General features: G+C 49.0%; 21 protein-coding genes and 2 pseudogenes. 5 read left to right on the top strand and 18 right to left on the bottom strand.

Translation table 11 applies throughout. The features are described from left to right. Position 1 precedes the first annotated feature (1 nt). From V3C10_01405 to V3C10_01345, 13 genes and pseudogenes are all read right to left on the bottom strand, one after another. Positions 2 to 1,420 carry an FGGY family carbohydrate kinase gene (locus V3C10_01405; GenBank protein ID WVP62513.1) on the bottom strand — a complete coding sequence of 473 codons (1,419 nt, stop codon included), beginning with the start codon at positions 1,418 to 1,420 and terminating at the stop codon, positions 2 to 4. Positions 1,421 to 1,662: 242 nt separating this feature from the next. Then, positions 1,663 to 2,412 carry a GntR family transcriptional regulator gene (locus tag V3C10_01400; GenBank protein WVP62512.1) on the bottom strand — a complete coding sequence of 250 codons (750 nt, stop codon included), beginning with the start codon at positions 2,410 to 2,412 and terminating at the stop codon, positions 1,663 to 1,665. Between the two features lie 285 nt (positions 2,413 to 2,697). Next, positions 2,698 to 3,246, bottom strand: coding sequence for a stage V sporulation protein T (gene spoVT / locus V3C10_01395; protein ID WVP62511.1), 549 nt, complete (start codon positions 3,244 to 3,246; stop codon positions 2,698 to 2,700). A 162-nt stretch (positions 3,247 to 3,408) separates the two neighbouring features. Continuing rightward, positions 3,409 to 4,905 carry a Na+/H+ antiporter NhaC family protein gene (locus V3C10_01390; GenBank protein ID WVP62510.1) on the bottom strand — a complete coding sequence of 499 codons (1,497 nt, stop codon included), beginning with the start codon at positions 4,903 to 4,905 and terminating at the stop codon, positions 3,409 to 3,411. A 149-nt stretch (positions 4,906 to 5,054) separates the two neighbouring features. After that, positions 5,055 to 5,345: a septation regulator SpoVG gene (gene spoVG / locus V3C10_01385; protein ID WVP62509.1), complete on the bottom strand. Its 291-nt coding sequence runs from the start codon at positions 5,343 to 5,345 to the stop codon at positions 5,055 to 5,057. 27 nt (positions 5,346 to 5,372) lie between these two features. Then, positions 5,373 to 6,494, bottom strand: a complete 1,122-nt coding sequence (gene glgD, locus V3C10_01380) for a glucose-1-phosphate adenylyltransferase subunit GlgD (GenBank protein WVP62508.1) — start codon at positions 6,492 to 6,494, stop codon at positions 5,373 to 5,375. Beyond that, entirely contained in the window at positions 6,491 to 7,765 is a 1,275-nt protein-coding gene (locus V3C10_01375; GenBank protein WVP62507.1) for a glucose-1-phosphate adenylyltransferase, read from the bottom strand. The genes glgD and V3C10_01375 overlap by 4 nt, the downstream gene beginning before the upstream one ends. A gap of 393 nt (positions 7,766 to 8,158) precedes the next feature. Continuing rightward, entirely contained in the window at positions 8,159 to 9,037 is an 879-nt protein-coding gene (locus V3C10_01370) for a CocE/NonD family hydrolase (GenBank protein ID WVP62506.1), read from the bottom strand. After that, positions 9,034 to 10,758 carry a dihydroxy-acid dehydratase gene (gene ilvD, locus V3C10_01365; protein WVP62505.1) on the bottom strand — a complete coding sequence of 575 codons (1,725 nt, stop codon included), beginning with the start codon at positions 10,756 to 10,758 and terminating at the stop codon, positions 9,034 to 9,036. Before ilvD ends, V3C10_01370 begins: the two co-directional genes overlap by 4 nt. Before the next feature lie 138 nt (positions 10,759 to 10,896). Next, entirely contained in the window at positions 10,897 to 11,769 is an 873-nt protein-coding gene (locus V3C10_01360; GenBank protein WVP62504.1) for a DUF6282 family protein, read from the bottom strand. Between the two features lie 176 nt (positions 11,770 to 11,945). After that, positions 11,946 to 12,758 (bottom strand): carbon-nitrogen hydrolase family protein, encoded by an 813-nt coding sequence (locus tag V3C10_01355; GenBank protein ID WVP62503.1) that lies wholly within the window; start codon positions 12,756 to 12,758, stop codon positions 11,946 to 11,948. Positions 12,759 to 12,795: 37 nt separating this feature from the next. Beyond that, on the bottom strand, positions 12,796 to 13,881 hold the full coding sequence (locus V3C10_01350) for a hypothetical protein (protein WVP62502.1): 1,086 nt from the start codon (positions 13,879 to 13,881) through the stop codon (positions 12,796 to 12,798). Beyond that, positions 13,874 to 14,023: pseudogene (locus V3C10_01345) on the bottom strand (DUF6783 domain-containing protein). Before V3C10_01345 ends, V3C10_01350 begins: the two are co-directional and overlap by 8 nt. Between V3C10_01345 and V3C10_01340 the strand changes: the two are divergent. Together V3C10_01340 and V3C10_01335 are read left to right on the top strand one after the other, a co-directional pair. Beyond that, positions 13,961 to 14,116, top strand: a pseudogene (locus V3C10_01340) (DUF6783 domain-containing protein). The pseudogenes V3C10_01345 and V3C10_01340 sit on opposite strands and share 63 nt — an antisense overlap. Positions 14,117 to 14,442: 326 nt before the next feature. Then, a complete protein-coding gene (locus tag V3C10_01335; GenBank protein WVP62501.1) occupies positions 14,443 to 15,399 on the top strand; it encodes a LysR family transcriptional regulator in 957 nt (318 codons plus the stop codon). A 405-nt stretch (positions 15,400 to 15,804) separates the two neighbouring features. Here the strand turns inward: V3C10_01335 and V3C10_01330 are convergent, their stop codons facing one another. Beyond that, positions 15,805 to 15,930: a hypothetical protein gene (locus tag V3C10_01330; GenBank protein WVP62500.1), complete on the bottom strand. Its 126-nt coding sequence runs from the start codon at positions 15,928 to 15,930 to the stop codon at positions 15,805 to 15,807. 153 nt (positions 15,931 to 16,083) lie between these two features. On the opposite strand from V3C10_01330, the gene asnS reads away from it, so the two are divergent. The 3 genes from asnS (at position 16,084) to V3C10_01315 (ending at position 20,523) form a co-directional block, all read left to right on the top strand. Continuing rightward, positions 16,084 to 17,475 (top strand): asparagine--tRNA ligase, encoded by a 1,392-nt coding sequence (gene asnS, locus V3C10_01325; GenBank protein WVP62499.1) that lies wholly within the window; start codon positions 16,084 to 16,086, stop codon positions 17,473 to 17,475. Between the two features lie 98 nt (positions 17,476 to 17,573). Beyond that, positions 17,574 to 18,644 carry a metallophosphoesterase gene (locus V3C10_01320; protein WVP62498.1) on the top strand — a complete coding sequence of 357 codons (1,071 nt, stop codon included), beginning with the start codon at positions 17,574 to 17,576 and terminating at the stop codon, positions 18,642 to 18,644. 4 nt (positions 18,645 to 18,648) lie between these two features. Next, complete coding sequence (locus tag V3C10_01315) at positions 18,649 to 20,523, top strand: AAA family ATPase (protein WVP62497.1); 1,875 nt, start codon at positions 18,649 to 18,651, stop codon at positions 20,521 to 20,523. A 131-nt stretch (positions 20,524 to 20,654) separates the two neighbouring features. Here V3C10_01315 and V3C10_01310 read toward each other — a convergent pair whose 3' ends face one another. The 4 genes from V3C10_01310 to V3C10_01295 form a co-directional block, all read right to left on the bottom strand. Beyond that, positions 20,655 to 21,563 carry a helix-turn-helix domain-containing protein gene (locus V3C10_01310; protein ID WVP62496.1) on the bottom strand — a complete coding sequence of 303 codons (909 nt, stop codon included), beginning with the start codon at positions 21,561 to 21,563 and terminating at the stop codon, positions 20,655 to 20,657. Between the two features lie 82 nt (positions 21,564 to 21,645). Continuing rightward, positions 21,646 to 22,677 carry a M15 family metallopeptidase gene (locus V3C10_01305; protein ID WVP62495.1) on the bottom strand — a complete coding sequence of 344 codons (1,032 nt, stop codon included), beginning with the start codon at positions 22,675 to 22,677 and terminating at the stop codon, positions 21,646 to 21,648. A 130-nt stretch (positions 22,678 to 22,807) separates the two neighbouring features. Next, positions 22,808 to 23,749 (bottom strand): DMT family transporter, encoded by a 942-nt coding sequence (locus V3C10_01300; protein ID WVP62494.1) that lies wholly within the window; start codon positions 23,747 to 23,749, stop codon positions 22,808 to 22,810. A 13-nt stretch (positions 23,750 to 23,762) separates the two neighbouring features. Next, positions 23,763 to 25,070, bottom strand: coding sequence for a YjiH family protein (locus V3C10_01295; protein WVP62493.1), 1,308 nt, complete (start codon positions 25,068 to 25,070; stop codon positions 23,763 to 23,765). Between the last annotated feature and the right edge of the window lie 9 nt (positions 25,071 to 25,079).

Here is a 25,079-nt window from a genome sequence, read left to right as displayed (position 1 = left end):
TTTATTTGATAAATGTTCGGTAACATTCCAAATAATTCTGATATCGCTTTCTGTAGATTTCCCCACGGTGCGGATTCGGTTTAATCACCGAAACCGGCTCCACCCTGAAATCTTCAACACTGTTTATCTCTCCGGCCAATTCCATGGCAAGAACCACGCCTCCCATCAGAGAGCTTTGAGCCAGCTTATCCACTTCCATATCTTTTTCAAAAATATCGGCGCACATCTGTGTCCAGCGCGGCGAATTGAGTATTCCTCCGGACAGTTTAATATGTTCCGGCACACCGTTGACCGCCGTCAGTGTCTCATAGCATTGAAATAGATTGAATAAAACTCCTTCCTGCACCGCCCTGTATAAATCCTGAACCGTGCTGGAAGCACTGAGATTCTCAAACACACCATGCCTGTCATCATTCCATCCCGGACACCGTTCCCCAAACACAAACGGCAGAAATACGGGTGATTCGCTGTCTGTATTAAATCCCGTCTCCAGGTTCGCATATGACTCCGCTTTTGCAAATTTCTCTTTGAACCAGTCGATACAATTGCAGGCCCCCGAGGTAGCTGCACCCGACATCCATGACTTTGGTGATAAGTAACACCATGTAGAAGGCTCGTCCGGAATAATCGGCTTTGATGTAGTCAGGCGGATAGCTCCGCTGGTTCCCACTGAGAATGTCATAACACCCTTTTTCAGGGCGCCGACCCCAATCTGGTTTAACCCGCCGTCCGAATTGGATGGAATCACGGGCGTCCCTTCCTTCAGTCCCAGATAAGATGCGGCTTCTTTCGTCAGGGGATATATTCTGTCATAAGGTACAATCTCCGGCAGGGAATCTTCGGTAATTCCCAGCTCCCGCAATAAATCCGGTTCATATTGCTTCGTATAAATGTTCATCAGGCCTGTTCCCGAAGCCACACATTCCGTCGCAGCTTTCCTGCCCGTCATTCTGTATGTATTGTATACATTCTGTCCCGCCGCTATATATTGGCTTAAGTCAAATCCCATGTTCTTAAACATCCGAAGTTTAAAAAACGGATAAATTGCATTTACCATGCATCCCGTCTTATGGTAATAACTGCGGACATAATCCTGCTCCTGCCTGATTTCCCTGCATAGACCGGAAGCTCCAGTATAGCACCATGGAAGCACCGGTGTCATGGGATTCATCTCCGAATCCATCAGGCAAAGAGAATGCCATGTTCCCCCAAGTGATATCATGTCAACGTCCGTACGGCCATCCAGCAGTTCTCTGGCAACTGACAGAGTCTCTTCAAAAACAGTCTGAGCATTGTGAACGGTTGCATTATCAAACATTCCCGGATACGGTCTCGTCCTTACAAAAGACTGCTTTTTATCTGTATCATAAAGCATTGCTTTTGCCGACGATGTCGATGATTCCAAAACCAGTATTTTCATATCACCGTCTATCCTTCCGTCTGTTATTTTCCTCAAAAAAATTTTTTATAACAAAAATAAAATTTTATTTTGTATATTAAAAATTCTATCCTATTTTCAATCAAAAAAATAGCGTTAAAACTCCTAAAAATAATTAATATTTTTGTCTATATTTCACAGTTTCTTCACAAACATGCAAAAAATGCAGCGGATGATCCTCTTTTGAGAATCAATCGCTGCACTTCTTCATCCGGTCCGTGACTTTATTTAATTCTTTCGCACTTCATAATTACCGTAATTGACTTTATTGCATTTTGCATATGTATTCTGATACACTCTCTCAGGCGTTCCTCATCCCCATCCACAATTGCATTGAAAATCGCCTTGTGTTCCTCCAGGCCCGCCATATCCTTCTCCTTCGACTGACGGCGGAAAATGTAATTGGAATAGATAAACGGATTGATCCGCTTATACATCCCCACCAGCTTTTGATTGCCGGAACACTTCAGATATATTCTGTGAAATTCATAGTCATGGTTGTAATCCTGGAGAAACAGTTCCACGTCGTTTGTGTCGATAAACTTTTTCATTATCTCTTCATGTTCCTCAATATTCTGCTCCAGTTCCCTGCGCAGTGTCTTATTGACCTTCACCGCCTCAATAATCTGTTTTGTATAATAGAGATCCATCATTAAGCGCAGATCGAATATCTCTTCCGCATCAGAGATTGTAATGGGCTTGATTACCATTCCCTGCCTGGGGAAATTTTCTACAACTTCCTCTGAAATCATGCGGTTCAGCGCCAGCTTTACCGGTGTTTCCGATGTACCGTACCTCTCAGCCAGTTCCTTCGCCATTACCTTTTCTCCGGGGGTAAGCTCGCCTACTATAATATCCCTGCGGATGTTCCTGCAGATAATATCCACCAGTGTCTCTTTCTTCCCTTCCTCCGGTTCCCTGATTTCCATAAGGTCATCATCCTGATCTTTCTTTAACTCCTTTTTTCTTCCCATACGTATCCTTCCTCAATATGTATAAGCAGATTTCCTCTGCCCGATATAATAGCCTGTAATATACCACGTATCAATTTAAAAATATAAAAAAAGGATTTTCCCCAAATCTTGTCCTATTGATAAGTTTATCCCATCTTTTTGGGAAAATCAAGGAGAAGCAGGCGGAATCGGAAAAAGGGCCACGGAATGCGGCCCCCCGTCATCACCGTTCACATCACAGCCGCCCTCTGGCTGCAGTGTGAACAATAATGTACCAACTCATATGGATTTTTCACCTGGTTCAATTTACCCTTCCATCTGTCTACCCAGGAATCCTGCTGCCGTAGCCGCAAGCTTCACTTCCGTATCACCAAATCTGGTTCTCGGTTCTCTTCCAAGGATTACAACCGCTCCGATTGCGTCTCCCTCACAGATAATCGGAACTACAACCTGAGCCGTAGTTCCTTCCGGTTCTTCTGTTACAACAGTGATAAAATTCTTGTCCTCTTTCACTGCTGTGATTGTCATACGCTCCGTGATTGCATTCTCAAGCTGTCTGCTGACCGGCTTCTGAAGGTAATCCTTTTTGGGGCCTCCCGATACTGCGATCACCTGATCACGGTCTGTGATGCATACCATAAGTCCGGTGGACTGAGCCATTGCCTCCGCGTACTGAACGGCAAATGCGGCCAGCTCTACCATCGGCGAATATTTCTTAAGGATTATTTCTCCTTCTCTGTCCGTAAATATTTCAAGCGGAGTACCTTCCCTGAGTCTGAGAGTCCGGCGGATTTCCTTAGGAATTACCACCCTGCCCAAATCATCAATTCTTCTGACTATACCTGTAGCTTTCATACAAAAATTCCTCCATCTTACATTTTCCACATTTATCTGTATCGTTTTGCATAAATGTAGTATCTGTAAAACAGAGGAATTTATACCAGCAAATTAAATTATAATTCGAATACAGCGGGTTCTTTTTTTCAGTGTTTACATTTAATCAGCGTAACCGCCATGTCACCGCGCGAACTTCGGATTATTTCTGCGGTCCAGGATAATCAGGACGATGGTAAGGGCGGCGAGGCCTGTCAGGGTGCCAATCCAGCCGTTCTGGGTAATGCCGGCCGCCAGATATCCGATGACACAGCATCCGGCTACGCAGAGAACATAAGGAATCTGCGTGGAAACGTGGTTAATATGGTCACACTGCGCTCCGGCCGATGCCAGAATCGTCGTATCGGAGATCGGTGAAACGTGATCGCCGCAGACCGCTCCGGCCAGGATAGCCGATGTGGAGATGGTCAGTGAGTTCATATTTTCCGGACCTACCACTGCAAAAGCGATAGGAATCAGAATGCCGAATGTTCCCCAGGAAGTTCCTGTGGAGAATGCCAGTCCGCAAGCTACCAGGAACATGATGGCGGGCATCAGAGCTCCCACCAGGGCGCTTCCGCCGACAACGGAACCGACATAACCGCCAATATTCAGATAATCGGCGCTGCAGATACCGGACAGGGTCCATGCCAGGCACAGAATCATAATGGCCGGAATCATTGCTTTGATACCGATGGTAAAGCTCTCGCAGAATTCACTGAAATGGATGACTTTTCTCACCAGGTAGAAGATAAAGATAAACACCAGTGTAAAGAAGGAGCCAAGCACCAGGCTCAGTGCGGAATCACAGTTGGCAAACGCCTCGACGATTCCGACGCCGTCCATAATTCCTCCCGTATACAGCATACCGCTGACACAGAATGCAATCAGTATCAGGATCGGAGCAACCAGATCGATTACCTTGCCGTTGCCTGCAATGGTGACCGCATCCGCATCGATGGTCTTTTCTTTACCTTCCCGCTCCACCCGTTCGTTATACTTTCTCATAGCGGAGAAATCAAATCCCCCGATGATAATGAACAGCATAAAGATAATTGTCAGGATAGCATACAGGTTAAACGGAATCGTCCTCAGAAACAGTCCGAACCCGTCCACGCCGCTGTCCTCCGGAAGAGAGGAACCTACTGCCGCAGCCCAGCTTGATATCGGCGCAATAATACAGATAGGAGCGGCCGTGGCATCGATAATGTAAGCCAGCTTCGCCCTCGTTATCTTATGTTTGTCCGTAACCGGACGCATAACGGTTCCAACGGTCAGACAGTTAAAGTAGTCATCCACGAAAATCAGGGAACCCAGAAACATGGTGGCAAGGAGCGCGCCTTTTCTGCTTTTGATGGAGTGGGCCGCCCACTCTCCGTATGCCCTGGATGCTCCTGATTTGGTAATCAGGGCCACAACAATTCCGAGAAATGACAGGAACAGAAGAATGTTGACGTTGCCTCCAATCTTGTCCCCCATAATAGCAATCACGGTTTCAACCGCGTGAATCGGGTTCAGTCCGGTAAAGAGAAATGCGCCCGACAGGATTCCAATCAACAGTGACAGATAAACCTCTTTCGTAATCAACGCCAGCGCGATTGCTACGATTGGCGGAATCAGTGCAAATATAGTACCGCTCATATTATAGTCCCCCTGGTTTTATTTTCGCATACGCGAATTTTTTTATATAAATAATATAATAAAACGCCCCGGCTGCTTTGTCCAGCACCCCGGGGCAATTTCTTTCATATTTATGCAATTTTCACGTATTTCTCGTATCTATGCACCTGTCAAGCCTGCTCGTGTGCCTCTTCGTCAGCCATTTCCAGGGCAGTTGCTTCATATTTGGCAAGAATAATACTCTGAATCATGTCGCGCGTACAGGAATTAATCGGATGCGCGATATCACGGTATTCACCGTCCGCAGCTTTGCGGCTAGGCATTGCGATGAACAGTCCCTTCTCCCCCTCTATCACTTTGATATCGTGGACTACAAATTCATTGTCCAGCGTAATGGATACGATGGCCTTCATCTTGCCTTCTTTTTCAATTCTTCTTACTCTTACGTCCGTAATCTGCATAAATCTAACCCCTCTCCCGTCTGTTCATTATAATGTAAATCGCTCGTTCTTCTCGATGACAATCTTTAAGTTGTCCGGTGTACCGATGTGCGTTGTGTTGGCGCGGATGGTATCGCGGCTCTCCACAACACAGTTTTCGATTACAGTGTTATCCCCAATATATACGTCGTTTAAAATGATTGAATTCTTGATTACGCAGTTGTTGCCAACATAAACCTTCTTAAAAAGAACTGAATTCTCCACCGTTCCGTTCAGGATACATCCGCTGGATACGAGGCTGTTCCTGACTACCGCGCCCGGATTGTATTTTGCCGGAGGCAGATCGTCTACTTTGGAATAAATCTCCGGATACTCTTTAAAGAAATAATGTCTTACTTCCGGTTTCAAGAAATCCATGTTCGTCTTGTAGTATGCGTCTACAGAAGCGATATTGTTCCAGTAAGTCCCCAGCTTATATGCATAAATACGCTTCAGATTCTTATAACGCACCAGAATGTCCGTGACAAAGTCATATCTGTCTTCCGCTGCGCAACGCTCGATCAGCTCAATGAGCTGCCGTCTGCGTATTACATAAATACCGCAGGAAATCGTGTTGGAGGTGGCAACCATCGGTTTCTCTTCAAAATCGGTGATACGGCCGTCGTCGTTGGTCTTCACAAGACCGAATCTTGTGACATCGGCCTCCGGCCCCATCTCTTTGCATACTACCGTGATGTCTGCTTTCTTCTCAATATGATATTCAAGTACTTTATTATAATCAAGTTTATAGACTCCGTCGCCGCTGGCAAGAACTACATAAGGCTCGTGGCTTTTCTTCAGAAAATCCAGGTTCTGGAAGAGGGCGTCTGCCGTTCCTCTGTACCAGTCGCTGCTCTCCGCCGTGATTGTAGGCGTGAACACATACATGCCGCCCTGTTTTCTTCCGAAATCCCACCATTTGGAAGAGCTGAGGTGTTCATTCAGGGATCGGGAATTATACTGTGTAAGCACTGCAACACTCTGGATATGGGAGTTGCTCATGTTACTCAGAGCAAAATCGACACTGCGGTAGCTGCCTGCGATAGGCATTGCAGCGATCGCTCTCTTATTGGATAACTCTCTCATTCTCTTGCTGTTGCCGCCTGCTAAAACAATACCAATTGCTCTCATTGTACTCCACCTGCCTTTATTATGTAATCGCCGCTTTCAAGTACTCCGCCATGGTAATCATCCGGTGTGGTCTCTCCGGAAATCGCCGTATTCCTTCCGATTCTGACCTTGCCGGGAATCGTGGAACGCTCTCCTACCACCACCAGTTCAAACTGATATACCTTCGGATCATATTTACTCGGTGCCATCTCGCCTTCTCCGAGCACTGCGCCTTCTCCAACCGTAACATCCTCCGCAATGATGGCTTTATCCACTACGGCTCCCGCTCCGATTACACTTCCCTTCATAATAATGGAATCTTTGATTACGGCGCCTTCTCCGATTGTTACGCCTGCTCCAATCACAGAATTGCTGACTTCTCCATAGATTTCCGTTCCCTCGCCTATGATACTTCTCTCAATCTTTGAATTTTCAGATATGTATTGAGGAGGGATAATGTCACTCTTGGTATAAATCTTCCAGTATTCTTCATATAAGTTAAACTCGGGGATAATATCGATTAATTCCATATTGGCTTCCCAGTAGGATCCCAAAGTCCCAACATCTTTCCAATATCCGTTGTACTCATATGCAAAAATCCTCTTACCTGCTGAATGGCAGAACGGAATAATATGTTTTCCAAAATCACATCCAGGTTCTTCCGACAGCTTAATCAGCGCATCTTTGAGCACCTGCCAGCTGAAGATATAAATACCCATCGATGCCAGGTTGCTTCTCGGGTTCTCCGGTTTCTCCTCAAACTCCGAAATCCGGTTATTGTCATCTGTAATAACAATACCGAACCGGCTGGCTTCCTCGATCGGAACCTGCATGGCAGCAATTGTAACATCTGCATTATTCGCTTTGTGATATTCAAGCATTACCTCATAATCCATCTTGTAGATGTGGTCGCCGGAAAGAATCAGGACATACTCCGGATTGTAATTCTCCATGTACTCAAGATTCTGATAGATCGCATTCGCTGTTCCGGTGTACCAGTCACTTCCAATACTTTTCTCATAAGGAGGAAGGACGGTTACACCGCCTACGTTACGGTCAAGATCCCACGGGATACCAATGCCAATATGCGCATTCAGGCGCAGCGGCTGGTATTGTGTTAAAACTCCGACTGTATCTACTCCGGAATTGATGCAGTTACTGAGCGGAAAATCAATAATACGGTATTTACCGCCAAATGAAACTGCGGGTTTCGCAACCTTCTGAGTCAAAACGCCAAGCCGGCTGCCTTGTCCTCCTGCTAAGAGCATAGCAATCATTTCTTTTTTAATCACGATATCACCCCTCGATGTGTAGATTTGTGTAGCTGTTTGTGTGTATTCTATTATACCATACTTTTTCGAAATAGTGAACAAATCTTTACTAGAATTTGAACTTTTTTTGTGCATTTTCCGACATTTCTCTACTTTCATTCGTTATATTTTTTCAAATCCACCTCTCTCTTTCCTCTATTTATGCCTTTTTTCGTTTAAATCCGCGCATTCAGCCGGGCGGCTCTTCGGATTTACCCCACCGGACGGCAGATGCTTAGTTATTTCTAACTTGAGTATTATCGCAGGAAAACAGGGGTTTTGTCTCTGGTAATATGTGGAACACAGTTGAAGCACGAAAAAAAGGGAGTCTCCAAAGCCAATATCTGGCAATGGGGACTCCCCGAAACAGTGATATCAAATTTTCTGAAAGAAGCGATCCAGCTCCCCGATCAGTTTTTCAAATACTTCATGATCGTCAAACATGAAGTCGTTGTGCTTTCCTTCGATTGCATAGAAGGTTTTTTCGCACTGCAGCTTATCGTAAAACAGTTCGGATTCGCTGATTGGGTGGAGCAGATTGTATTTGCCGTGTCCGATAAAAGCCGGGACTTTCACGTCCTCAATATTTTTCTCGGAGTTGAAGTCCATCAGGGAACGGCCCAGTTCCAGGGAAATCTCCTGACCGTAGCCATCCACCGTATAGAGATTATCATGGACAACTTCCTCGGTGTCGGGATCCAGCGGATAAAAGTGGAACGGGTTATCAAACCGCCTCGTGCCTTCCTTTACAATCCGGATTTCCTCCTCCCCGATCTCTTTCTGCATCTTGACAAAGTCTACATGGGAGAAGACCTGGTGGAGCCATCTCTCGCCGCAGTAGAAGCCGTTTAAGCCTGCGACGGCCCTGACGCGCTTATCAAGCTGCGCCTCCCTGAAGGAAAGGCCTGCCGCCATGGCCCAGCCAAGCAGTCCAATCCGGTCTGCGTCGACCTCGGGAAGCGTCCCGGCAAACGTAACGGCGTTTCTGATATCTTCCACCTGCTCATCCAGCTTACATACGCCGGCAGGCCCCTCATTCTGAAGGAAACCGCGGTAATCAAAGCCAAAACAGGCGTAGCCCCTCTTTGTCAGGGCGCGGGCAAATAATGCCGGATAAATTGCGTTTAATCCAATATAACCGGAATTCGGGATAATACAGGGAAGTTTCTCCCCCTCTTTATAGTCGTCCGGAAGGTAAAGTGCGGCCGCCAGACGGTAACAGTTACTGTAAAAGTACATCGGTTTTGTTATCATTTCGTTCCCCCGTTTATTTCATTCTTTAATATGTCAGGCACTCTCAGCACCGCTCCCTGATCGGCTGATGTAACCAGGGCGGCGTATTTCTCCAGGGCGGGCGTTCTGGGCTTTACAAGCGGTTTCACCTTTTTCAGGCGCTCTTTAATCACTTCATCCGGCACCTCCAAATCCAGTCTGCGGTTTGGTATGTCGATGATAATCCTGTCCCCATCCTCCACTGCGGCAATTGGTCCGCCCGCGGCCGCCTCCGGGGAGATATGGCCGATGCACGGTCCTCTCGTGGAACCGGAGAAGCGTCCGTCGGTAACCAGGGCACAGCTCTCGTCCATTCCTCTTCCCACCAGAAGCGAGGTTGTCATATGCATCTCCCTCATTCCAGGTCCGCCTTTCGGGCCTTCGTAGCGTATAACTATCACATCGCCCTCTTTAATCTGGTCCGTTGAAACAGCATGGCTTGCATCCTCCATGGAATGGAATACCCTGGCGCGGCCCGTAAACTGGTACATGGACGGCTTCACGCCGGACTTTTTAACAACGGCTCCGTCCGGAGCCAGGCTGCCGTATAAGACGGCGATTCCGCCTTCTTCATTCTTAGGCTTGTCAAATGGGTAAATCACGTCGTTTTCCACAAGAGGCACGTCCTTCAGATTTTCTATCATCGTCTTTCCGGTCACCGTCATGTGGTTTGGTTCCAGCCTGCTCTCAATTGCCTTCAGTACGGACGGAACCCCGCCGTTCTCATGCAGGACGGAAAGAGGATACTTTCCGGACGGCTTGAGGTTGCAGAGATAGGGAACCTTCCGGCTGATGCGGTCGAAATCTTTCAGATCCAGCTTCACCTTTGCCTCATTTGCGATGGACATCAGATGAAGAACCGTATTGGTGGATGCTCCCATCGCCATGGCGGCGCTGATACCGTTTAACAGGGCGTCCCTGGACAGGATTTTCCTGGCCGTCAAATCTTCCTTAATCATCTCCACGGCGCGTTTGCCCGACTGCTTTGCAAATCTGCGCTTATCGGCCGACACGGCGAGAGCCGTACAGCTGTGCGGAAGCGCCAGTCCCAGTATTTCCGCCATACAGCTCATGGAGTTTGCCGTTCCGAGCATAGCGCATGTTCCGTAAGTCGGAAGCGCTCTCTTTTCAATCTCCAGCAAATCGTCCACCGACATTTTCCCGGTCTGGACCTGGCCGATAAATTCCCTCATGTCGGTCAGTGTTATGACTTCCTTATCTTTATAGCTTCCTGCCATCATCGGACCACCCGGCAGGATGATTGCGGGAATGTTCACTCTGGCCGCTGCCATAATCATGCCGGGAACAATCTTGTCACATCCCGGCAGCATGACCATTGCGTCAAAATGATGCGCCTCTATCATCATTTCTACGGCATCGGCAATATTTTCCCTGCTGGGGAGGGGGTAACTCATTCCCCGGTGTCCCTGGCAGATACCATCGCAAAGGGCTATGGTGCTGAATTCACGGGGAATTCCCCCGGCCTCCCAAATCCCCGCTTTTACATGCTCCGCTATCTCTCTCAGATGAATGTGGCCGGGAACCATCTCGGTAAAGGAATTCACCACAGCAATCAACGGTTTATGTAAGTCGTCCGTATCAAGGCCTGTGCTGTACAGCAGGGCGCGGTGGGCGGAACGTTCGATGCCGTTAATCAGCTCGCCGCTTTTATATTCGCTGTATTGGAATCTTGATTCATCCATTCGAAATCCTCCTTATTTTAATTTGTTAACCAGCGCCTGTCTGTTTGGCGCTTCATTTCTTATCTTTAATATACAACGTTCCATATCCAATATCAAACAAGTATTTTTTGGATATAAACAAGTTAGTACTTGTGCATTTTAAAACGCTGCCTGACGGTCTGCAATACATGACGGTACGGTATGGGACATCGTAATGATTTCTTTTTCGCTGAATCCGTTTTCAAGAAGCGTCTCCATAAAAAGCGCCATTCCACGGGCCGGATGTTCGAATCCCTTTTGCCCTCTGTCTGTTGCCATATAGGTGTGTTCCACACCGGACAGCCGGATATTGGCAGCCATTTCCTCCGCTGTTACGGTGCCTTCCGCCAGATTGACCCAGTTTTTTTCAATCACAACTCCCAGGGATGCCAGCTCCGCCTGCATGGCGCCGTCAATTCTGGTTCTGCTCCACTCGGGATGGGTCAGTATCATATTTACCCCGCGCCCTCTCCCCAAACGGCAGAGCCGTACCGATTCCTCCCGGCTTAAGTGCCCGGTTCCAAGATATGCTCCGTATTTTTTGACAATGTCCATAATCTCATAGACCTCCGGAAGAATCTTTCCCTCCCCGTCCAGGATCGTAATGCCCGGCCGGCTGAAGAAATCTCCCGGCATCGGCCCGAATTCCAGGCAGTGCCCGGCGTCCCGGGTGGGCATCCATATGAGAATCCCTCCCTCATGGAGGCAGTTTTCCACCGCATAGGGGTTCAGCCCGCCCGTGGGCCAATTGAGGGCCAGACCGCCGTACGCTTTTGCCCGGCAGCCGCTCTTTCGGTTGACCGTCGCGGCCCTGGCGGCCGTGCAGCCATAGTGTGATTTAATCAGGACACCGGCCATCCCCGCCCCGTCCGCCTCCTGCATCAGCTCCCAGTCGTCCAGCGCCCGGCTGAATGCCGACGGCGCCGGGTGTACGTGGAGATCATAGGCTCCTCTCAGCAATTCCTTTACCTGTTCTCTCCTGTCATGTTCCATAATATCTCCCTTCCGCCTTACGAAAAACACCTGGAAGCATGCTCCAGGTTTATCATTGACAATGAGCCGCAGCCGTCAATGATAAGTTGATAAAAGCCGGCGTCCATGAACACATGGAATCACCGGCTTTTCAATGTCTCTTTTTTACCGGCCTCCCGACGTTTCACAGGAGTCCGCTATTCGGTAATACGTGAATATAATTCCGGATGACGGTCGATCATCACCGTATTTCCCATCCGCTCTTTGTGCACCATGCTCATATCAATATCCTGATAGAGAATCTCCTCACGATCCGGTGAACATCTTCCCAGCACCTTTCCAATCGGGCTGACCACCTGGCTGCAGCCGCAGAACGGCGAATCAGGCAGTTCTCCCGTGAAATTTATCAGCGCCACAAAGACATTGTTGTCCAGTGCACGCACCTCCGTCACCTGGTTCAGCCAGTCCCTGAAATAAGACCCGTCCCTCCATGCCGCCGGACACAGGATCAAATCCGCCCCCTCAAGTGCAAGGATACGGGTTGTCTCCGGGAAACAGATATCGTAACAGATGACAATGCCGATGGTTCCATATTTTGTCCGAAATACCGGGAATTTCCTTCCCCTGTTCAAATGAAGCTGTTCCGCCCCTACCAGGTGGGATTTGGAATAATGGCCGAGCACAACGCCCTCATCGTCAATCAGAACCGCCGTGTTTTCGACAATTCCGGTGCCGGCCGTCATCATAATCGGCGCCAGGAGGTGGATTCCCAGCTCCTTTGCCAGACTCCTCATCTTAGTAATTGTTTCTCCGTCCAGGGGTTCGGCCGCATTTTTCATTGTCACATAATCGAAACAGTAATATCCCGTATTAAATCCTTCGGGCAGGCAGACGAAATTGGCTCCATTGCCGCACGCCTCGCGGATCTTTTCTTCCGCTTTACGGACATTGGCCTTCACGTCCCCCAATGCCCACGATGACTGAATCAGTGCTATTTTAAATTGATCCATCTTACCTCCTGTAAACTTATCACTTTGTGCTGAACCGTTATGCTGCTCTTTTCTCCTGAATCTGTTTTACTATCATAAATAACACGAAGATACCGCCGAGCACGCCGTATACGCCGTATACCAGTCCCAGAAGCTTGTCAAACGGAAGAAGCATGGAGCAGAGAACGGATGCAATGACCAGAATAACCGCAAATTTGTTGTAAGCCGGTGTTTTCTCTTCGCAGAATGATGCGCAGAGCGTAAACATGGACGGCACGCAGGATGAGAAAATCGCCATAAATATAACAATGATAAAGATAAATCCAAGGATCGGGGAGATCGTATTTGCCAGGTAGAGGTTCGGAATCATCATTGTGCTGAATTCCTCAATGTTGGCAAAAAGTGCGGATGCCATAACAATATCAGCCGCTGCATAGAAAATCACTCCCACGATTGCACCGTAAATCAGTTCTTTCCTTACCTTGAAGCTCTTAGCCGTCGCCGAGAAAAATGGAGCCGACTGTAACGGCGTACAGGTGGTGTAATATAAACCGGCCAGCCACCACGTCGGTGCGATTCTCGAAAGATTCAGGGTGGGCGCCATCTCGATGCCTGCGGCAACTCCGCCCATATGCTGTGTCAGATAATAAATACCGGTCCCGATTGTCAGGACAATCATGAACGGTCCGATACTGCCGATAATGTCGACAAGTTTTTTAAGTCCAAGAAGAATTGTAACCAGGCATAAGATTCCAAGAAGAACGGAACCCAGACGTGACGGCATACCGAAATGCTGGTTGAGCGCCGCGCCGAAGCCGGAAATCATTACAACGGGAGCCGAATATAAAAGTCCCATTGCCAGAAGCTGGAATACTTTACCAATCTTATCTCCGCAGTAGTACGTAAAAATATCCAGCGGGCTCTTAAACTGCTTTTTGTGGCCCAGTTTAAAGAAGGAAATCAACAGGAACAGATGCAGCAGCGCCTCCACTGCGATTCCCGCATATCCCCATATGCCGTAACCGCAGAAATACTGCAGTGATGCCTGACCGGTAACAGAACCCGATCCGATTGCCCACGACACAAAAACGCCGGCAATTTTGATAACATTAACCCAACTCATTTTTTCATTTGTATCAACCATAACTTCCCCTCCATTTTGTAATCGACCTCTCGATGTACACCCATATCCCAGAGCGTGTTTGAAAATTGCTTTCCGCCAGCTGTGCGTCACACTTTGTGGGAGATTTGGGTCCAATGAAGGAGGCGTAGTGGGCTACGCTGACTGAATTGAACCCAAATATACCGCGAAGTGGGGCGTGCAGATGACGGGAATGAATTTTCAAACACGCTCTAGCTGTTACAATTATCATATATAATTCAAACGCCAAAATCAAACAAGTTATTTTTACAGTATCACAATATTTTTCTTGTATTTTTTATTTCTGCATGGTACACTGCAATTAATCTTAATCCATACTGCAATTATTCTTATTTAATATAGAAGAACTGCCAATCTAGAAGAACTGTACCTTGCAGTGTCCGTATTTGTGAACGGACGTCTGCCGTATCCCTGACACAAAGAAACAGTACGGGGGCAGAGTACCGTAAGCTTCAGGGCATACAGCGCCCTTATCCACCGGAACTTGCGTTACACGCTCCGGACACCTTAAACAATGGGCATAATTGTAGAAAGGAGAACGCCTTGCAGTCAAATCAGGAGATCTTTTTATTAGTTGCCGAAGAAATGAGTATCAGCCGCGCAGCGCAGCGCGCCTTTGTCTCACAGCAGTGCGTCAGCGATCACATCAAGCGGATGGAACAGAATTACGGAGTGAAGCTGTTTACGAGGAAACCCCGCTTCCAGCTCACCGAAGCCGGACTGTCGATGCTCCACTCCCTTCAGAAAATCCAGGCCATCGAGAGCAGCCTGCAGGAGAGCCTGGCCAAGCGTGCCAGCGGGATGAAGGGCAGCTTTACCATGGGAATCAGCGCGTCCCGCGCCCAAATCTTCCTGCCCTGGGTCATGCCGGAATACTCCCGTGCTTTTCCGGACGTGGAGATCCGTTTTTTCATGAATGACACCGTAGTCCTGGCTGAAAATCTCAGGAAGGGCAATGTGGATTTGTTTATGGGCGTCAATACCCCCTACGCCGAAGATTTTGCCATTACCCCGCTGTGTGAAGATGAGCTTTGCTTTATGATTTCAGACGGACTGCTGAAACGCCGTTTCGGCGATCAGTCCGGGAGCTTTCTGTCATCCGAGATCGATCTGCACCAGTTTACCGATATCCCGTTTATCAAGAGCTATTCCACTGGCGTCATCAACTCCGCCCTGCAGGAATACCTGGATCAGTGCCATATTGATCTCTATTCCCCTTACCAGATCAGTGACACGGACACCCAGATTTCCCTGTGCGCCAAAGGCGTGGGCGCCGGAATCGCTCCCTACATGTTATTGTCCCGGATTAACAGCCATAATATAAACTGCAGTAAAGAGGAATATATCCACATTCTTCCTGTTAAAAATTTCAAGAAATTCCTCCGAATTGATTTGATTTCACTGAACTATATTGAAAAACCGCTTTATATCCGGGCTTTTGAGGAGATGTCCGTACGGGCGGTGCGGGAAAATTATTTAAGGGGAACTCTAGATGAGTAATGAGAACGCGCCGGGACAGCCGGGGGGCGGGATGGTGAGAGGTTGTATATGAGTCTTCAGTCCCGGTGTAAAGGTTGTCGCTGGTGGGGAATCCGGGGTTATCGCCATTCCGCCCCGGCCTGCGGCCGCTGATTTGTTCTATTCCTTCAAGTGGGAAGGGTATTGTCGCAGCCACTACGTTCCTTTGAATTCCGGATGACTGGCTCCTGTGAGGTTTTAGAGTGTTTTGCTGGAATTAAGTATTAGTTTTGATGAATAGCGCCTCCGCATTTGACTAAAGAGACAATCAGCTTCTGAAGCCGGCGGACGGGGCAATACCTTCCCTGAGTCTTCAGTCCCGCCGACCACCTGCCCGGGGAAGGAAGGAGAAAACTTTCCGAAGGGGGCCTTGGAATCCGCCGGTGCTTAGACGGCGTTCTTTGACGTCTTAGCATCCGCTGCGCATTCCACAAGCGGGAGCGAGTCCCCGTAGGAATTTTTTCTCCTGGATTCCCCCTCACGACAATCTAAAAACCGGGACTGAAGACTCATATACACCTCCCACCACCCCGTCCGCCATCCTACAGAGGCGTCCTCACATCTCAACTAAAGACAGTACCCCCTTGAAACCACTGCAGAAATAAAGTATAATGACAACATTGATACGAAAATGCCAAAAAGCTATATAAATGAAGGAGTAACATTATGAATTTAGTAACCGTAAGAGAAATCTACCGTTCAAGCGAGTCTTATCTGGACAAGGAAATCCAGATCGGAGGCTGGGTCAGAAGTGTCAGGGGATCCAAGGCCTTTGGTTTCATCGTAGTAAGTGACGGAAGCTACTTTGAGACGCTTCAGGTCGTTTATCATGATACAATGGAGAATTTTGTTGAGATCTCCAAACTGAATGTCGGCGCTGCCATCATTGTAAAAGGTACTCTGGTTGCCACACCGGAGGCCAAACAGCCATTTGAAATCCAGGCAACGGAAATCCTTGTGGAAGGCCAGTCTGCATCGGACTATCCGCTTCAGAAGAAACGCCATACGCTTGAATATTTAAGAAGTATCTCCCATCTGCGCCCCAGAACCAATACCTTCCAGGCCGTGTTCCGCGTGCGCTCGCTGGCTGCCTATGCGATCCATCAGTACTTCCAGGACCGCGACTTCGTCTATGTCCACACTCCACTTATCACGGGAAGCGACTGTGAGGGAGCCGGTGAGATGTTCCAGGTAACCACCCTTGATCTGAACGATATCCCGAAGACACCGGAGGGAGCCGTTGATTTCTCCCAGGACTTCTTCAATAAACCGACCAACCTGACTGTAAGCGGTCAGTTGAATGCCGAGACATATGCAATGGCATTCCGCAACGTATACACCTTCGGCCCTACTTTCCGTGCCGAGAACTCCAACACGACCCGCCATGCTGCGGAATTCTGGATGATCGAGCCGGAGATGGCATTTGCCGACCTGAATGACAATATGGCCCTGGCCGAGAGCATGTTAAAATATGTGATCCGCTACGTGCTGGAACATGCGCCGGAGGAGATGAACTTCTTCAACCAGTTCATCGATAAGGGGCTGCTTGACAGACTGAACCATGTGCTGAATTCTGAATTCGGACATGTAACCTATACCGAGGCAGTAAAGATTCTGGAAGAGCACAATGATGAATTTGACTACAAGGTGTTCTGGGGCTGCGATTTACAGACCGAGCACGAGCGTTACCTGACAGAGAAGATTTACCAGAAACCGGTATTCGTCACAGATTATCCGAAGGAGATCAAGGCCTTCTATATGAAGATGAACGAGGACAACAAGACGGTAGCCGCCATGGACTGCCTCGTACCGGGAATCGGCGAGATCATCGGCGGAAGCCAGAGGGAAGACGATTACGATAAACTGGTAGCCAGAATGGAAGAACTGGGCCTCAAGAAAGAAGATTACGGATTCTATCTGGATCTGAGAAAATACGGCTCCACAAGACATTCCGGTTTCGGCCTCGGATTTGAGCGCTGCGTTATGTACCTGACCGGCATCTCCAACATCCGTGACATTATTCCATTCCCAAGAACGGTTAACAACTGCGATCTTTAACGATGGAGCTGCCGCAAATAACCTTTGCGGCAGCTCTCTCTGGTATTGGGTTACCATAAGCGTTACATGCAAAGTACTTGAAAGGAAAGGGGAATAACGTGAAATTCATTCATACCGGCGATGTACACTGGGGCATGTCCCCGGACAGTGACAAATCCTGGAGCAGGGAGCGTGCCCGCGATATCAGGGACACCTTTTCTGCGATTATCGAAAAGACGAGAAAAGTGGGGGCCGATTTCCTGTTCATTGCAGGAGATTTGTTTCACCGACAGCCGCTGCAGAAGGATCTGAAGGAGGTCAATTACCTCTTCTCCACCATCCCCGGCGTCCGGGTCATTATTATCGCAGGAAATCATGACAGGATTCGAAACAGCTCCGCCGTACTGAGCTTTTCCTGGTGCCCCAATGTAACATTTATCGACAGTGAGGAACTGACAAGCTATTATTTCCGCGACATTAACACCGAGGTGACCGGTTTCAGCTACCACACCGCCGAGATTACGGAGGCTAAGCTGAATCAGGCCTACGCCCCCCATGACGGAAGGATCCATATCCTGGTCGGACATGGCGGCGATTTAAACCATACTCCGATAGACAGGGCCGCCCTGGCCGATTCCGGTTTTTCCTATATCGCCCTGGGCCATATCCATAAACCGGAAGTCCTGATCGACCGGAAGATGGCCTACTGCGGGTCTCCCGAACCATTAGACAAGACGGAGACGGGAGTCCACGGCATTTATTACGGAGAAATCAATCCTTCCAGTCTCCAGGTTACGAAACTGGAATTCATCCCGATGGCCAAGCTGCGCTACATCCCTCTGATTGTCAATGTAACCCCGGCCACCACCAACACCGAACTCTGTCTTAAAATGTCCCACGAGATCGACAAGCGCGGCACGGACAATATTTACCGTTTCCGCGTGCGCGGCATGAGGGATCCCGACATTACCTTTGATCTGGATTCCCTGCTGCTGCGCTACAAAATATCTGACATTCTGGACGAGTCGGAACCCGAATATGATTTCAGTGCGCTGTTTGCAGAGCATCCCAGCGATATGATAGGTTTTTACATCCGTGCGCTTCAGAAGCCGGATATGAGCCCGGTAGAAAAAAAGGCGCTGTTTTACGGAATCCATGCCCTTCTTCTCACCACCGATGAAAGGAGTTGACAACGTGCGTTTTCTGGATTTATACATAAGCGGATTTGGTAAATTTCATAATACGTCTGTCTCCTTTGAGGATGGCCTCAATATCGTCTATGGCAAAAATGAAGCCGGCAAGTCCACGATACACACCTTTATCCGCGGAATGCTCTTCGGCATTGAGCGCCAGAGAGGCAGAGCCGCAAGGACGGACATTTACAGCAAATATGAACCATGGGAGAACAGCGGCACCTATGAGGGCCAGCTCCGCCTGGAATCCGACGGCATCATTTACCGCATTGAACGGAGTTTTCAGAAGAATAAAAAAGAGTTTATCATTATCAACGAAACCCTGGGCAAAGAGGTGGAACCGACCAGGGCCTTTATGGACGAGCTGCTGGGAGGCTTAAGCGAGACGGCCTACAATAACACCATCAGCATCAGCCAGCTCAAAAGCGCCACCGAGGACGGAATGATTTCCGAACTTAAAAACTATATTGCCAACATGAACACCTCCGGCAATATGGCTCTGAATATCACAAAGGCAACCTCCTATTTAAAGGGGCAGAAGAAACAGCTGGAAACCCAGTTGAGCCCGGAGGCCGCCAGAACCTACACGATGCTCTTAAGCGAGATAAGGAACATTGAAAAAGAAATTTCCTCCCCCGAATACGAAAATCAGATGCAGGAATATGTGAAAAAGCGTGATTCCGTCAAGGAGGAGATCGAATTAAACCAGCATGAAAAGGATGAACTGGCCGATAAGGTTCTCCGCGGACGCCAGATGCTGGACGATTATGAGTTCTCGGATGAGGCCTCCATCGCCACCTATCTGAATAATGCGGAGGAGATTTACAGCTATTACACGGAATCAAAGGAAGTTGCCGAGAGCAAATCCGGGAAAACGCTTCCAGTCCTGCTCTGTGTTTTAGCCGCAGCACTGGCCATAGGCTCTGTATACTTCCTATACTGGTATTTTTATCCGTATAATACCCTGCTGCCGGTCCTGCCGGCCGGCGTCGATCCTTATACTGCCGGTCTGGCCCTGGGAGCCGGCGCGGTACTCTCACTTGCAGGAGGCCTGTTCACGCTGTTCCGCAGAAAGCGCCATATCAAGGAGGCCAAACTCTGCACGGCCACCCTGTCGGAGATTTTCAAGCGCCACCTGGGTGACAGTTCCATCACGGCCGAGGCCATGGAGGCGTTACGCACCCGCCTTTCCGAGTTTACAAGGCTCTGCCAGATGATGAAGAAATCGGAAGAGACCCTGAAGCTGCAGACCGAAAAAATTTCCGCCCTGCGCGAACAGCAGAATAACTGCAGCGAGGTCATTGAACAGCAGCAGCGCATCCAGTGGGAACTGGAGAAGAAGCTGGAGCACCTGACCGACTGCAAAGACCGGGCAGCCGCTCTTAAAAGGATAATCACGGAGAACGACAGGCTGCGCCAGGACATCGCCGCAATCGATCTGGCCCAGGAAACGATGCAGGAGCTTTCCATGTCCATCCGCGATTCCTTCGGACTCTATTTGAATAAGACCACTTCGGAGCTTATCAGTGAAATCACCGGCGGAATCTATACCAGCATCAGTATTGACGAAAACCTGAACGCATTCCTGAATACAAAGAAAAAGCTGATTCCCCTGGAACAGGTCAGCAGCGGAACCGCAGACCAGATTTATCTGGCGCTCCGGCTGGCTGCCGCCAAGTTTATCCAGAATGGGGACGACAGAATGCCCCTCGTCTTTGACGACAGCTTCGTACTCTACGATGACGACAGGCTGCGCACCGCCCTGACCTGGCTGTCCCGGGCCTACGACGGACAGATTATTATCTTCACCTGCCATAAGAGGGAAGCACGGATTCTGAAGGAAGCGGGAGTGGAACATAATCTGATTCAGATATAATTTTTTCTTTTGAAATTATAATCTATCTCCGGGAAAGGGAACTCCCTGACCGGAGATCTTAAAAAATGGAGGGGACCGCTCTTTACCGGAGCAGTCCTCTCCATTTTTTAGTTGCCTGGCAAACGTTCTATTTAATCCTGTTTTACCGCCTTCAGCCACACTTCCATTTTTTTGGTCTCCGGGCTGTGGCTGGCATACCGTTCCGCACAGAACGGTTCCGTCGTTAGATTATGGCGTGGGAGCCACACATTATACAGATATTGTTCCGCCTTGTACAGAACATCCATGACAAGAGCTTCAAAGTTTTCTGCCTCAAAGGCGCAGACAATATACTCTCCCTTCGGCAGTTCCCACTCTTTATAGCCGGAAGAAGTCATATCCGTACTTGCCCTGGCCCCTGCAAAATAGAGGAAAAAATCTTTTTCGTCACATGGGTAAGCGACGCCCAGTTCCTCCTCACTGAACATTCCGCCCGCTGCCGCTTTCCCGTCATGGAAGTCTCTCCATAATGTGTCCAGCGGATCCACTCCGGACTCTGTTCCCAGGCCGTACATAAACCGGACAGGCATTTTTTTCTCCAGTCCGGTGTAGACCACCGGCTCTTTCACCTGTCTCCGGTCGATTTCCAGGACAATTCCATCCGTAATCAGCGGAACCCCCTCATCGACCAGGGTATATTTGAGCATCAGCTCCGGTTTGGTCATCCGGTTGAGCGGACCGGGATTACTCCTGTACTCCTCGGGTGTCATGCCAAAGGTGGATTTAAAGGTCCGTGTAAAATGTTCGTGTGAGGAAAATCCCAGTTCCACTGCAATATCCAGAATGCGTCTGTCTTTCTGAAGAAGGGCATCCATGGCCTTTGCCATCCTCCTCAGCCTGATATATTCGGCCACCGGCTTTTTTACCAGGCGGCCAAACAGCCTCTGATAATAAAACGGTGACAGGCAGGCAAGATCCGCCAGCTCCCTGATACTGATCTCCTCTCCCAGATGTTCTTCAATAAATTCGATTGTCAGTTGTATCTGTTCCCATGCATGCATTTATAAGCACCTCCTGTATACACAGAATATCACAGCCCGGCGGGCTGCATTTGACTGTGAATGCCCTGATGCCCTTTTTAAGTTACTTGTTATTCTTGTCAAAATGCTGGTAGTCCTTCGGCGTATTCCAGTCTCCGCCCCAGCGGAAACCACGCTTTGTAAACAGCTTGTAGGCCAAATCCTCATGGGTAATCACATGGGGCAGCCCCGTATCCCTGGCTATATAATCGTTTGCATTGGAATGCGACCATCTCGGCGTCCCGGATGAGTAGGAAACATACGGGTTCTGCTGCGGATTCAGGTCGATCGCCCGGCCGTAGGCGTGGTTGGACAAATTGCCTCCTCCGGAAATCTCCCTGTAGCAGAAGGCCGACGTATTGTTCTCATCAATGGAGGCCGAATCAGACGTCTCGGCATCTCCGGTCCAGTAATTGTCTACCAGATACATGGACTGGATCTGGTACTTCGCCTGAAACAGCTCCGTAAAGATACTGAAGACATCCTCCTGGATATCCTTGTTGACAATCATCTCCCCCACCTGAATCTGACCCTTGAAATTATAGTGGGGCATCTTCAGATAGCGCAGAGAACTAAGCGGAACGTGATTATTGGAGCGGTAGGATCTCCCGTTAATCCTGTCATACAGGTTGTCGCCCTCCTCGATCTTCCAGCTCATGAAATACCGGCTGAGATCGTCGAAATTAATCTGCTCCGGCTCAAGAATTGTCCCCGGCGCCAGTCCGCTTAAGCTCTCAAGCTGCACCGGAGCGGCCTCCGTCGTTTCCTCGGTTTCTGGTTCCGTTACCGGTTCTGTTACTGGTTCCGTTTCAGCCTCTGTTTCCGTACCGTTTTCCCCGGAACCCGAGGGCAGCGAAGGCGCTGACCCGGTCACTCCCGCATCCCCATTCCCCGGTTCTCCACCGTTCAGGTTCCCGCTGTGCTCACTTCCCGCTCCATTTGTCGGATCAGCCGTACGGCTGGTTTGATTCATATAGATTACAGCGGCCGCAGCCAAAAGAACGGCAAGAATTCCGGCCAGCAGCCATGTTGTGTTAAACCGGCCTGATCGATTCAGGTCTTCCTCACGCCTTCCCCGTCTGTCTCTGTTATTCATTTTTTTACGCTCCTCCGTTTTCAACCGGTTTTGTCCTTAATGCATTTTGCCCCTAATTATACTGCCCGCGCCGCGGCTTGGCAAGAGACAATAAATGTCACCCGGATCGCAGAATGCGTCCCAAAAGCCGCTACGGCCTTTGAAACGCATTCTTTACGGAAATCCCTTTTTCGTTCCGTCCTCTCCCGCCATTGACCGTCCCGGTACAGTACCGCCCGTAGATGGTCAGGGATGCCAGGATAAAACAGCACCCCAGTATACTGGCCGGGGGCACCCGCTCTCCCAGAAACAAGGCCCCTGCCGCCAGGCTGCTGACCGGTTCCAGCAGGCTGTACATCCCGGTGCTGACCGCTCCGATCCGCCTTACTCCGGCCTGAAAACAGGTCACTCCGATTACGGAGGCGAGGATGGACACCGCCAGGCTGCACAGCCATCCGGCTGGTGTCAGGCCGAGGGTGAACTGCCCGCTCACGATACCCGCGGCAAACATCGCCGCCGACATGAACAGAGAAGTGTAAAAATTCACTTTCAGGCTGTCCATTTGTTTCAGGACGCTCCTGTCCAGATATACCGTATAAAATGCATAGGACACGGCTGAAACCAGGGCAAGAACAATCCCCGTGCCCGCTCCTCCTTTTCCGGCAAACGTTACCACGCCGCAGAGAGACAGGAGGAGGGAAACCGCCTTGTATCCCGTCATCCGCTCCCGGAAGAAAATGATACTTGCCGCCATGACAAAGGCGGGATAGAGAAAGTGGAGCGTCGTTGCCGTCCCGACCGGGATGTAAGTGTAGGACAGATAGAGCGTCAGCGCCGTGAGGGTGGTTCCGAACACCCCCGCCACGGCGGCCGACACAGCCTCTTTCCTGCTGATGGCAAAAGAGATATTCCGCATTTTCATAATCATTGCAAGAAACGGGATGGTAAAAAAACTTCTTAAAAATGCCAGCATGACCGGGTTACATCCATTTTCATAACTGAGCTTCCCTATGACCGGCGTAACCCCGAACATCAGTGCAGACAGAAGCACCAGAACAACACCCTGAAAATATGATACATTTTCCTTCTTCATCTTATCTGCCGCCTCAGAAGAAAATAAAACCGATGGCCGCAGCCATAATCAGTGACAGAACCGTCCTCTCAAACCAAATCAGGAAGATATCCTTCATCTTAATCGGAATATCCGTAGACAGCAGACAGGGAATGGAGGCCGAAAAAAACAAAATGGCCGATACACTCGTCACTGCAATCGTAAACTTCGTCACCATTGCGCTCTCCACCACAAGCATGGACGGCAGGAACATCTCCGCAATCTCGATGGCTGCCGCCTTTGCGGCCAGCATCGGTTCCGGCAGGTGCAGAAGCCACGTTACCGGGTAAAAAAGATATCCGACTACATCAAAGAGAGGCGTATATTCCGCGATCAGCATGCCGAGCAGGCCGATTACCAGGATACTGGCCGTAACGGAAGAAGACATCTTGATAGCGTCTCCCATATAGTAATCTTTCAGATAGTAGGATAATGGTTTTGCCTCCCGGGCCTGTTTCACGCCCGCATGATAGGCGCGTTTCAGAAGCGGTTCGCTGTAATCCATTGTACTTTCCGCCTTTTTCCCGTAATACTCGTTCGGAATCTTTGATATCGGATAAATACGGGCCGTAAGAGCGGTCACAAGGAATGTTACAAAAAAGCAGGCAAAGAAATACAGGGTCCAGTGCTCCATAAAACCAAGAGTATTTGCAATCACGATCAGGAATGAGATGGATACCGTTGAAAATCCGGTAGCTATAATCACACTCTCTTTTGCGCTGTACACGCCTTTTTTGTACAGATCGTTTGTCAAAAGCACCGCCAGGGCGTAACCGCCTGAGAATGATACAACCGCATCAATGGCGCTCTCCCCCGGCGTTTTCCATATTTTTCTCATGATTGGCTGCATGAATGCGCTGATAAATTCTACCAGTCCGAAATTCAGAAGCAATACATAGGCGATTCCGGTCACCGGAATCATCAGGGCGATCGGTATAACTACACTGTTATATAAAAACGGGATCATGTCGGCACGCATAACCTCCGCCGGCCCTACATTGAAAACCGCCATAAATCCAATCACTGTACCAAGCAGTTTGATAATTGTAAATACAAAATTGAACATTGATTTCTTATAGCTTCCGTTCATAATCGGCATGATTCCGCCGGCCATGACCATGACCAGTGTAAAATACGGTATGACAGGCCCGCACAGCTTCTTAATCAGGTTAATGATATGCTGAATCGGTATCACCGACACACCGCCTATTCTTACATTGACAAAAAACATGAACGCCCCGATTCCTGAAAAAAGGAGAAATTTCAGAACCGCTGAATTATCTTTCCCTTTTGTACTCTCCATTTTCTTTCC

Origin of the sequence: [Clostridium] symbiosum (genome assembly GCA_036419695.1) — a bacterium.
Taxonomy (GTDB): domain Bacteria; phylum Bacillota; class Clostridia; order Lachnospirales; family Lachnospiraceae; genus Otoolea; species Otoolea symbiosa_A.
Note: the sequence above shows the minus strand (reverse complement) of the source record. Positions and strands in the feature narration are given on the sequence as shown.

Bases quoted from the DNA above. Each gene is read 5' to 3' on its own strand.
- V3C10_01390 (WVP62510.1), bottom strand. From the start codon at position 4,905: ATGAGCGGTACTATATTTGCACTGATTCCGCCAATCGTAGCAATCGCG.
- V3C10_01400 (WVP62512.1), bottom strand. From the start codon at position 2,412: ATGGGAAGAAAAAAGGAGTTAAAGAAAGATCAGGATGATGACCTTATG.
- V3C10_01370 (WVP62506.1), bottom strand. From the start codon at position 9,037: ATGATAACAAAACCGATGTACTTTTACAGTAACTGTTACCGTCTGGCG.
- spoVT (WVP62511.1), bottom strand. From the start codon at position 3,246: ATGAAAGCTACAGGTATAGTCAGAAGAATTGATGATTTGGGCAGGGTG.
- V3C10_01360 (WVP62504.1), bottom strand. From the start codon at position 11,769: ATGGAACATGACAGGAGAGAACAGGTAAAGGAATTGCTGAGAGGAGCC.
- spoVG (WVP62509.1), bottom strand. From the start codon at position 5,345: ATGCAGATTACGGACGTAAGAGTAAGAAGAATTGAAAAAGAAGGCAAG.
- ilvD (WVP62505.1), bottom strand. From the start codon at position 10,758: ATGGATGAATCAAGATTCCAATACAGCGAATATAAAAGCGGCGAGCTG.
- V3C10_01310 (WVP62496.1), bottom strand. From the start codon at position 21,563: ATGCATGCATGGGAACAGATACAACTGACAATCGAATTTATTGAAGAA.
- glgD (WVP62508.1), bottom strand. From the start codon at position 6,494: ATGAGAGCAATTGGTATTGTTTTAGCAGGCGGCAACAGCAAGAGAATG.
- V3C10_01330 (WVP62500.1), bottom strand. From the start codon at position 15,930: ATGAGTCTTCAGTCCCGGTTTTTAGATTGTCGTGAGGGGGAATCCAGG.
- V3C10_01350 (WVP62502.1), bottom strand. From the start codon at position 13,881: ATGGTTGATACAAATGAAAAAATGAGTTGGGTTAATGTTATCAAAATT.
- V3C10_01305 (WVP62495.1), bottom strand. From the start codon at position 22,677: ATGAATAACAGAGACAGACGGGGAAGGCGTGAGGAAGACCTGAATCGA.
- V3C10_01300 (WVP62494.1), bottom strand. From the start codon at position 23,749: ATGAAGAAGGAAAATGTATCATATTTTCAGGGTGTTGTTCTGGTGCTT.
- V3C10_01295 (WVP62493.1), bottom strand. From the start codon at position 25,070: ATGGAGAGTACAAAAGGGAAAGATAATTCAGCGGTTCTGAAATTTCTC.
- V3C10_01405 (WVP62513.1), bottom strand. From the start codon at position 1,420: ATGAAAATACTGGTTTTGGAATCATCGACATCGTCGGCAAAAGCAATG.
- V3C10_01355 (WVP62503.1), bottom strand. From the start codon at position 12,758: ATGGATCAATTTAAAATAGCACTGATTCAGTCATCGTGGGCATTGGGG.
- asnS (WVP62499.1), top strand. From the start codon at position 16,084: ATGAATTTAGTAACCGTAAGAGAAATCTACCGTTCAAGCGAGTCTTAT.